The sequence below is a fragment of the Citrobacter sp. S46_ASV_140 genome, assembly GCF_018919545.1.
Lineage (GTDB): Bacteria > Pseudomonadota > Gammaproteobacteria > Enterobacterales > Enterobacteriaceae > Citrobacter > Citrobacter braakii.
The window spans coordinates 1-9,239 of the sequence record NZ_JAHLRC010000132.1; the positions used below are offsets into that span (position 1 = coordinate 1).

Annotated in this window: 12 protein-coding genes; all 12 read left to right on the forward strand. The window is 57.4% G+C overall.

Translation table 11 applies throughout. From position 1 onward, the window contains the following. Positions 1-203: 203 nt before the first annotated feature. Entirely contained in the window at positions 204-539 is a 336-nt protein-coding gene (locus KQJ19_RS20405; RefSeq protein ID WP_003031835.1) for a zinc ribbon domain-containing protein YjdM, read from the forward strand. A 139-nt stretch (positions 540-678) separates the two neighbouring features. Further along, on the forward strand, positions 679-1,125 hold the full coding sequence (yjdN, locus tag KQJ19_RS20410; RefSeq protein WP_016155401.1) for a VOC family metalloprotein YjdN: 447 nt from the start codon (positions 679-681) through the stop codon (positions 1,123-1,125). Between the two features lie 132 nt (positions 1,126-1,257). Beyond that, positions 1,258-2,046, forward strand: a complete 789-nt coding sequence (gene phnC, locus KQJ19_RS20415; RefSeq protein ID WP_016155400.1) for a phosphonate ABC transporter ATP-binding protein — start codon at positions 1,258-1,260, stop codon at positions 2,044-2,046. Positions 2,047-2,126: 80 nt separating this feature from the next. After that, complete coding sequence (phnD, locus tag KQJ19_RS20420) at positions 2,127-3,143, forward strand: phosphonate ABC transporter substrate-binding protein (protein ID WP_016155399.1); 1,017 nt, start codon at positions 2,127-2,129, stop codon at positions 3,141-3,143. Positions 3,144-3,248: 105 nt separating this feature from the next. Continuing rightward, positions 3,249-4,028 (forward strand): phosphonate ABC transporter, permease protein PhnE, encoded by a 780-nt coding sequence (phnE, locus tag KQJ19_RS20425; RefSeq protein WP_016155398.1) that lies wholly within the window; start codon positions 3,249-3,251, stop codon positions 4,026-4,028. Positions 4,029-4,048: 20 nt separating this feature from the next. Then, entirely contained in the window at positions 4,049-4,774 is a 726-nt protein-coding gene (gene phnF, locus KQJ19_RS20430; protein ID WP_216404059.1) for a phosphonate metabolism transcriptional regulator PhnF, read from the forward strand. Further along, the gene (phnG, locus tag KQJ19_RS20435; protein WP_103767210.1) at positions 4,775-5,227 is read left to right on the forward strand and encodes a phosphonate C-P lyase system protein PhnG; all 453 of its coding nucleotides are present in this window, start codon (positions 4,775-4,777) and stop codon (positions 5,225-5,227) included. Next, the gene (phnH, locus tag KQJ19_RS20440) at positions 5,224-5,808 is read left to right on the forward strand and encodes a phosphonate C-P lyase system protein PhnH (protein ID WP_003031824.1); all 585 of its coding nucleotides are present in this window, start codon (positions 5,224-5,226) and stop codon (positions 5,806-5,808) included. Before phnG ends, phnH begins: the two co-directional genes overlap by 4 nt. After that, positions 5,808-6,875 carry a carbon-phosphorus lyase complex subunit PhnI gene (locus tag KQJ19_RS20445; protein WP_137380695.1) on the forward strand — a complete coding sequence of 356 codons (1,068 nt, stop codon included), beginning with the start codon at positions 5,808-5,810 and terminating at the stop codon, positions 6,873-6,875. The genes phnH and KQJ19_RS20445 overlap by 1 nt, the downstream gene beginning before the upstream one ends. A 46-nt stretch (positions 6,876-6,921) precedes the next feature. After that, entirely contained in the window at positions 6,922-7,713 is a 792-nt protein-coding gene (phnJ, locus tag KQJ19_RS20450; protein ID WP_049259807.1) for an alpha-D-ribose 1-methylphosphonate 5-phosphate C-P-lyase PhnJ, read from the forward strand. Further along, positions 7,710-8,468: a phosphonate C-P lyase system protein PhnK gene (gene phnK / locus KQJ19_RS20455; RefSeq protein WP_003844769.1), complete on the forward strand. Its 759-nt coding sequence runs from the start codon at positions 7,710-7,712 to the stop codon at positions 8,466-8,468. The genes phnJ and phnK overlap by 4 nt, the downstream gene beginning before the upstream one ends. Before the next feature lie 116 nt (positions 8,469-8,584). Beyond that, positions 8,585-9,239: phosphonate C-P lyase system protein PhnL (gene phnL, locus KQJ19_RS20460; protein ID WP_216404060.1), on the forward strand; the 655-nt coding region annotated here is incomplete at its 3' end.

The window sequence follows — 9,239 nt, forward strand, 5'->3', positions numbered from 1 at the left end:
TACCTAAGCGTAGCAATTTCCCTTAAAAAATATTCCGCCATACTTTCATTGAGGTAAAAGCAAAGGGTCTTTACAGCAGATCATTTTGCATAATCACGCAGTAGTCCCGACAAAAGCAGGGATTTTATGTATAATTGCGGCCTTTTTCGGCAATCTGCCATTTTTGGGCGCATTTGCCCCTGCTGACTTTTGAGGAAATCCACATGTCATTACCACACTGCCCACAATGCAACTCCGAATACACTTACGAAGATAACGGCATGTTCATCTGCCCGGAATGCGCTCACGAATGGAACGATGCTGAACCGGCTCAGGACAGCGACGAACTGATCGTTAAAGATGCCAACGGCAACCTGCTGGCTGACGGCGACAGCGTTACCGTAGTGAAAGACCTGAAGGTAAAAGGTAGCTCTTCCATGTTGAAGATCGGGACCAAAGTGAAGAACATTCGTCTGGTTGAAGGCGACCATAACATCGATTGCAAAATCGATGGCTTTGGCCCAATGAAGCTGAAATCTGAGTTTGTGAAAAAGAACTGATGCAAATTGCCTGATGGCGCTACGTCAATCAGGCCGATGCCAGCTCATCTGCCAGGCGGGAAGCTCATACTTCCCGCCTGGCTTATTTTTGCAGACGATAACTACACTTAACTGGTTTCTTTTACCTGAGGTAAAGATTATGCCGTTAAGTCCCTATATCTCCTTCGCAGGCAACTGCGCTGATGCTATCGCCTACTACCAAAAAACATTAGGCGCTGAGCTACTCTACAAAATCAACTTCGGTGAAATGCCCAAACCGGCGCAGAACAGCGAAGAGGGTTGTCCTTCAGGCATGAAATTCCCCGATACCGCCATTGCCCACGCCAACCTGCGCGTTGCGGGCAGCGACATCATGATGAGCGATAGCGCCCCCGACGGAAATGCCCACTACTCTGGCTTTACGCTGGTACTCGACACGCAAAACGTCGACGAAGGCAAACGCTGGTTTGATAACCTGGCAGCAAACGGAAAAATCGAAATGGACTGGCAGGAAACCTTCTGGGCTCATGGTTTCGGTAAAGTGAGCGATCGGTATGGCGTACCGTGGATGATCAACGTCGTCAAACAGCAGCAACCTACAGAGTAATCCAACGGGAGGCCAGCCCTCCCGTACTGTCATCAAAAATCGCTCAACTCTTCATCACCAAGTAACCATCCCTTAACGAAAACGTCACATTAATCCGCCACGATGGGGCCACTTTTTAAGGGAGGCCGCATCATGCAAACGATTATTCGCGTCGAAAAACTCTCCAAGTCCTTCAATCAACATCAGGCGCTCAATGCGGTTGATCTGAACATCTGTTCCGGTGAGATGGTGGCTCTGCTTGGGCCGTCTGGCTCCGGCAAATCCACCCTTTTACGTCATTTAAGCGGTTTGATCGTCGGTGATAAATCCCCGGGTAGCCACGTCGAACTGCTGGGTCGCACCGTTCAACATGAAGGCCGCCTGGCGCGCGATATCCGCAAAAGCCGCGCCCACACCGGCTACATCTTCCAGCAGTTCAATCTGGTTAACCGCCTGACGGTACTGGAAAACGTCCTGATTGGCGCACTCGGCAGCACGCCGTTTTGGCGCACCTGTTTTAGCTGGTTTAGCCAGGAACAGAAACAGCGTGCATTACAGGCGCTGACCCGCGTTGGCATGGCGCACTTTGCATACCAGCGCGTTTCCACGCTTTCGGGCGGGCAACAGCAGCGCGTGGCGATTGCCCGCGCGCTGATGCAGCAAGCCAAAGTGATCCTTGCCGACGAGCCGATAGCCTCTCTGGACCCGGAATCCGCGCGCATCGTGATGGACACCCTACGCGACATTAACCAGACCGACGGCATCACCGTGGTCGTCACGCTGCATCAGGTGGATTACGCCCTGCGCTACTGCGAACGCATTGTCGCGCTTCGTCAGGGCAACGTCTTCTTTGATGGCAGCAGCCAGCATTTTGATAACGATCGTTTTGACCATCTCTACCGCAGCATGAACCGCGTCGAACAGAACGCGCAGGCTGCATAGTTCTAAAAAACCAGGCGTTATTGGCGCAGCCAGGCTGGCAAGTGAAATAGCCTGGAACAAAGACTAATTAAGGAAACAACATGAGCTATAAGACCGTTGCCGCGCTGGCCTTTACCAGCATGTTCAGCATCAGCACCTTGTTCAGCCCGGCGCAGGCCGAAGAGCAAGAAAAAGCGCTGAACTTTGGCATTATTTCGACCGAATCACAGCAAAACCTGAAGCCACAGTGGGAACCGTTCCTGAAGGACATGGAAAAATCGTTGGGCGTGAAAGTGAACGCCTTCTTCGCCCCGGACTACGCCGGGATCATTCAGGGAATGCGTTTTAACAAAGTTGATATCGCCTGGTACGGCAACCTCTCAGCAATGGAAGCAGTGGATCGCGCTAACGGACAAGTGTTTGCCCAAACCGTCGCTGCCGACGGCTCCCCGGGATACTGGAGCGTGTTGATCGTTAACAAAGACAGTCCGATCAACAACCTGAACGATCTGATCGCCAAACGTAAGGATCTGACATTCGGCAACGGAGATCCCAACTCAACGTCAGGCTTCCTCGTCCCCGGTTACTACGTCTTCGCCAAAAACAACATCTCCGCCAGCGACTTCAAACGCACCGTTAACGCCGGACACGAAACCAACGCGCTGGCCGTCGCCAACAAACAGGTCGATGTCGCCACCAACAACACCGAAAACCTCGACAAGCTGAAAACCTCCGCGCCGGAAAAACTGAAAGAGCTGAAGGTTATCTGGAAGTCACCGCTGATCCCGGGCGATCCGATCGTCTGGCGCAAAAACCTCTCCGAAACCACCAAGGACAAGGTGTACGACTTCTTTATGAATTACGGCAAAACGCCGGAACAGAAAACCGTACTGGAACGCCTGGGATGGGCACCGTTCCGTGCCTCCAGCGACCTGCAACTGGTACCGATTCGCCAACTGGCGCTGTTTAAAGAGATGCAGGGCGTGAAGGGCAACAAAGGGTTGAACGAGGAAGAGAAAACCAGCAAAACCTCGGCGCTGAAAGCGCAGCTCGACGACCTTGACCGTTTGACCGCCGCCCTGGGCGCCATGACCAGCGTGACTAAAGCGGTGCAGTAAACCTGATGCCCGGTGGCGTTTCGCTTACCGGGCAGACGATGTTCTGTAGGCCGGATAAGGCGCAAGAGCTGCCATCCGGCGATAAACCTACGCACGGAGCTAAACATGCAAACCATCACCGTCGCCCCGCCCAAACGTAGCTGGTTCTCACTGCTGAGCTGGGCCATTCTTCTCGCCGTGCTGGTGGTCTCGTGGAAAGGTGCCGAAATGGCTCCGCTCACGCTGATCCAGGATTCCGGCAATATGGCGACCTTCGCCGCCGACTTCTTTCCGCCAGACTTCAGTCAGTGGCAGGACTATCTCGGTGAAATGGCCGTCACCCTGCAAATTGCCGTCTGGGGTACCGCCCTCGCCGTTGTGCTGTCGATTCCCTTTGGCCTGATGTGCGCCGATAACCTCGTACCGTGGTGGATTTACCAGCCGATGCGTCGCCTGATGGACGCCTGCCGCGCCATCAATGAAATGGTCTTCGCCATGCTGTTCGTGGTCGCCGTGGGTTTAGGTCCGTTCGCCGGGGTAATGGCACTGTTTATCCACACCACCGGGGTGCTTTCCAAGCTGCTTTCGGAAGCGGTAGAAGCCATTGAGCCAGGTCCAGTAGAAGGCATTCGCGCCACCGGGGCCAACAAAATTGAAGAGATTCTGTACGGCGTTCTGCCACAGGTCATGCCGCTGCTTATCTCCTACTCGCTGTATCGCTTTGAATCCAACGTTCGCTCGGCCACGGTGGTCGGAATGGTGGGTGCGGGCGGTATTGGCGTGACTTTATGGGAGGCGATTCGCGGCTTTCAGTTCCAGCAAACCTGCGCCTTGATGGTGTTAATCATCGTCACCGTCAGCCTGCTGGATTTCCTTTCCCAGCGTTTGCGTAAGCACTTTATCTGATTAGCGAGGCATTGATTGCTATGCACTTGTCTACACATCCGACCAGTTATCCAACGCGTTATCAGGAAATTGCCGCGAGACTTGAGCAGGAGCTTCGTCATCATTATCGCTGCGGTGACTATCTGCCCGCCGAGCATCAGCTTGCCGCGCGCTACGAGGTAAACCGCCACACCCTGCGCCGCGCTATTGACCAGTTGGTTGAGCGTGGTTGGGTCCAGCGTCGCCAGGGCGTTGGTGTACTGGTGCTGATGCGCCCATTCGATTACCCGCTTAATGCCCAGACGCGCTTTAGCCAGAACCTGCTGGACCAGGGCAGCCACCCCACCAGCGAAAAACTGCTGGCGGTGCTGCGCCCGGCCTCCAGCCACATTGCCGATGCGCTCAGCATTAACGAGGGCGATAACGTGATTCATCTGCGCACCCTGCGTCGGGTAAACGGTATCGCACTGTGCCAGATCGACCACTATTTTTCCGACCTCACGCTATGGCCGCTGCTGCAGGGTTTTAACAATGGTTCACTGCACGACTACCTGCGCGAACAGTCCGGTCTGACGCTCCTGCGCACACAAACGCGCATCAGCGCCCGCCGCGCACAGGCTAAAGAGAGCAAAGTGCTGGAAATCCCCAATATGGCGCCGCTGCTGTGCGTGCGCACCCTGAACCACCGTGAAGGCGAAGAACACGCGGCGGAATACTCCGTCAGCCTGACCCGCGCCGACATGATCGAATTCACTATGGAGCACTGAATGCATTTCGATACCGCTACCCGCCAGCGCTGGATGCGCACGCTGGCTTACAGCAATGCCGATGCCCTGAACGCCCGCATCCACGCGCTCAAACTGACGCCAGACTATGAACTTATCCGCGCACCGGAAAGCGGACTGATGCAGCTCCAGGCTCGCATGGGCGGCACCGGCAACCGCTTCTTTGCCGGTGATACCACGCTTACCCGCGCAGTGGTACGCCTGAAGAGCGGCACGCTGGGCTACAGCTACCTGCTGGGACGCAACAAACAACACGCCGAGCAGTGCGCGGTCATTGACGCGCTGCTGCAGGAACAAACGCATTTCCAGAGCCTAATGGAAACCTTAATTGCCCCGCTGGAAGCGGAACGCGATGCGCTGATTAGCGCGCGCCGTGCCGAAGTCAACGCCAGCCGGGTCGACTTCTTCACGCTGGTACGCGGAGATAACGCATGACCTTACAAACCGCTTTTAATTTACCCGTTCAGGATGCTCAGCAGAGCTTTCGTCGCTTGCTGAAGGCCATGAGTGAGCCGGGCGTGATCGTCGCCCTGCATCAACTGAAACACGGCTGGCAGCCACTGGGCCTGGCAACCACCAGCGTGCTACTGACCCTGGTCGACGGCGACACGCCGGTCTGGCTGGCGCCGTCGATGGATAACGATATCGCCCGGCAGAATCTGCGTTTTCACACCAACGCGCCGCTGGTGGATCAGCCGCAGTTGGCGGCTTTTGCCGTCGCCGACGAACGCATCAGCAGCGAACAGCTTAACGCCCTCTCCGCCGGTTCCGCCGTCGCGCCAGAAACCAGCGCCACGCTGATTGTGCAGGTCTCTGGCTTAAGCGGTGGACGCATGCTGCGTCTGACCGGCGCCGGTATCGCTGAAGAGCGCATGATCGCGCCACAGCTACCGGAATGCCTGATTCACGAACTCACCGAACGCCCGCATCCGTTCCCGCTGGGGGTCGACCTGATCCTCACCTGCGGCGAACGCCTGCTGGCTATTCCGCGAACTACCCATGTGGAGGTGTGCTGATGTACGTCGCCGTCAAAGGGGGCGAAAAGGCGATAGCCAACGCCCACGCCCTGCAGGAAAACCGACGCCGGGGCGAAGAGACCATTGCTGAACTGAGCGTGGCGCAAATCGAACAACAGATGAACCTGGCCGTCGACCGGGTGATGACCGAAGGCGGCATCGCCGACCGCGAACTGGCCGCGCTGGCGCTGAAGCAGGCCAGCGGCGATAACGTCGAAGCCATCTTTTTGCTCCGCGCCTACCGCACTACGCTGGCAAAGGTGGCGGTCAGCGAACCGGTTAACAGTGCAGAAATGCGCCTTGAGCGCCGAATCTCTGCGGTCTACAAGGATATTCCCGGCGGGCAGTTGTTAGGTCCCACTTATGACTACACCCATCGCCTGCTGGATTTTACCCTGCTGGCCAATGGCGAAACGCCACCCCTGCGCAGCGCAGACGACGCGCAGGACGCCTCTCCGCACGTCTTTTCCCTGCTGGCCAACCAGGGACTGGCAAAGCGTGAAGAGGATGATGGTGCCACGCCCGACGACATCACCCGCACGCCACCGGTTTACCCTTGTTCACGCGCTTCACGTCTGCAACAGCTGATGCGCGGCGATGAGGGATATCTGCTGGCGCTGGCCTACTCCACCCAACGCGGCTACGGGCGTAATCACCCGTTTGCCGCCGAAATCCGCAGCGGCTATGTGGCACTGGAAACCGTACCGGAAGAGCTGGGATTTGCGGTGAACGTCGGTGAATTGCTGATGACCGAATGTGAAATGGTCAACGGTTTTGTCGCGCCAGAAAACGAATCCCCCCATTTTACCCGCGGCTACGGGCTGGTGTTCGGCATGAGCGAACGTAAAGCGATGGCGATGGCGCTGGTGGACCGCGCCCTACAGGCAGCCGAATACGATGAATCGGTCACGGGACCGGCGCAGGACGAAGAGTTCGTGCTGGCGCATGCGGATAACGTCGAGGCGGCGGGTTTTGTTTCGCACCTCAAACTTCCCCATTACGTCGATTTCCAGGCCGAGCTGGAACTGCTCAAACGCCTGCAACAGGAGGCCACCCGTGACCACTAACCTCTCCGGCTACAACTTTGCGTATCTTGATGAGCAGACCAAACGCATGATCCGTCGCGCAATTCTGAAAGCGGTGGCGATCCCCGGTTACCAGGTGCCGTTTGGCGGACGTGAAATGCCGATGCCCTACGGTTGGGGAACCGGCGGTATTCAGCTCACCGCCAGCGTGATTGGCGAGCCGGACGTGCTGAAGGTAATTGACCAGGGCGCGGATGACACCACTAACGCCGTGTCGATTCGCAACTTCTTTAAACGCGTGACTGGGGTGAACACCACCGAGCGCACGGAAGACGCGACGCTGATCCAGACCCGCCACCGCATCCCGGAAACGCCGCTGGTGGAAGACCAGATCATTATCTTCCAGGTCCCGATCCCCGAGCCGTTGCGCTTTATCGAGCCGCGCGAAACGGAAACCCGCACCATGCACGCGCTGGAAGAGTACGGCATCATGCAGGTGAAACTGTATGAAGATATCGCCCGCTTCGGCCATATCGCCACCACTTACGCCTATCCGGTGAAGGTCAACGACCGCTACGTCATGGACCCGTCGCCAATTCCAAAATTCGACAATCCGAAGATGGACATGATGCCGGCCCTGCAACTGTTCGGCGCAGGCCGCGAAAAACGCATCTATGCCGTTCCACCTTACACCCGCGTGGAAAGCCTCGATTTCGACGATCACCCGTTTACCGTGCAGAGCTGGGATGAGCCTTGCGCCATCTGTGGCTCAACCCACAGCTATCTCGATGAAGTGGTGCTCGATGACACCGGCAAACGCATGTTTGTCTGCTCCGACACCGACTACTGCCGCCAACAGAGTGAGGCCCTCAGCAAATGACGCAACCGCTGCTTTCAGTCAACAACCTGACCCATCTCTACGCGCCGGGCAAGGGCTTCAGCGATGTCTCTTTTGACCTGTGGCCTGGCGAAGTGCTGGGTATCGTCGGCGAGTCCGGTTCCGGCAAAACCACGCTGCTGAAATCGATCTCTTCACGGCTGACGCCGCAGAGCGGTGAGATTTTGTATCAGAACCGTTCGCTGTACGGCATGAACGAGGCCGACCGTCGCCGTCTGCTGCGCACCGAATGGGGCGTGGTGCATCAGCATCCGCTGGATGGCCTGCGCCGTCAGGTCTCCGCTGGCGGCAATATCGGCGAACGCCTGATGGCCACCGGGGCGCGCCACTACGGCGACATCCGTGCCACCGCGCAGCGTTGGCTGGAGGAAGTGGAGATCCCGGCCTCGCGTATCGACGACCTGCCAACCACCTTTTCCGGCGGCATGCAGCAGCGACTGCAGATCGCCCGCAACCTCGTCACCCATCCCAAACTGGTGTTTATGGACGAGCCCACCGGCGGTCTGGACGTTTCCGTACAGGCCAAACTGCTGGACCTGCTGCGCGGCCTGGTGGTGGAACTGGATCTGGCAGTGGTTATTGTCACCCACGATCTGGGCGTAGCGCGCCTGCTGGCCGACCGTTTGCTGGTGATGAAGCAGGGTCAGGTGGTGGAAAGTGGGTTAACCGACCGCGTACTCGACGACCCGCATCATCCGTATACCCAGTTGCTGGTGTCATCTGTTTTGCAAAACTGATTTTGTCTTGCCGGGTGGCGCTTCGCGACCCGGCCTACGGATCGGCATCGGTTGTAGGCCTGATAAGCGAAGCGCCATCAGGCAATCGAACGCAAAAATGCTTAAAGAGGCTAAAAATGAACGCGATCCGCGTTGAAAACGTCAGTAAAACCTTTGTACTGCATCAGCAAAACGGCGTGCGTCTGCCGGTGCTGCAAGACGCCACGCTGGAAGTTAAAAACGGCGAATGCGTGGTGCTGCACGGTCACTCTGGCAGCGGCAAATCCACGTTGCTGCGTTCGCTGTACGCCAACTACCTGCCGGATGAAGGACACATCCACATCCGCCACAGCGGCGAATGGGTCGATCTGGTGCAGGCTCCGGCGCGTAAAGTGCTGGAAGTTCGCCGTTCAACCATCGGCTGGGTCAGCCAGTTCTTGCGCGTGATCCCAAGGATTTCTGCGCTGGATGTGGTGATGCAGCCGCTGCTGGATCTCGGCGTGTCACGCGAGGAGTGCGCAGCCAAAGCGGCTAACCTGCTTACCCGCCTGAACGTGCCGGAGCGGCTGTGGCATCTGGCGCCGTCGACGTTTTCCGGGGGCGAACAGCAGCGCGTCAATATCGCCCGAGGGTTTATCGTCGATTACCCGATTCTACTCCTCGATGAGCCCACCGCCTCGCTGGACGCCAAAAACAGCGCCGCCGTCGTCGCACTGATTGAAGAAGCGAAAGCCCGCGGCGCGGCAATTGTCGGCATTTTTCACGATCAAACCGTGCGCGATCGCGTCGCGG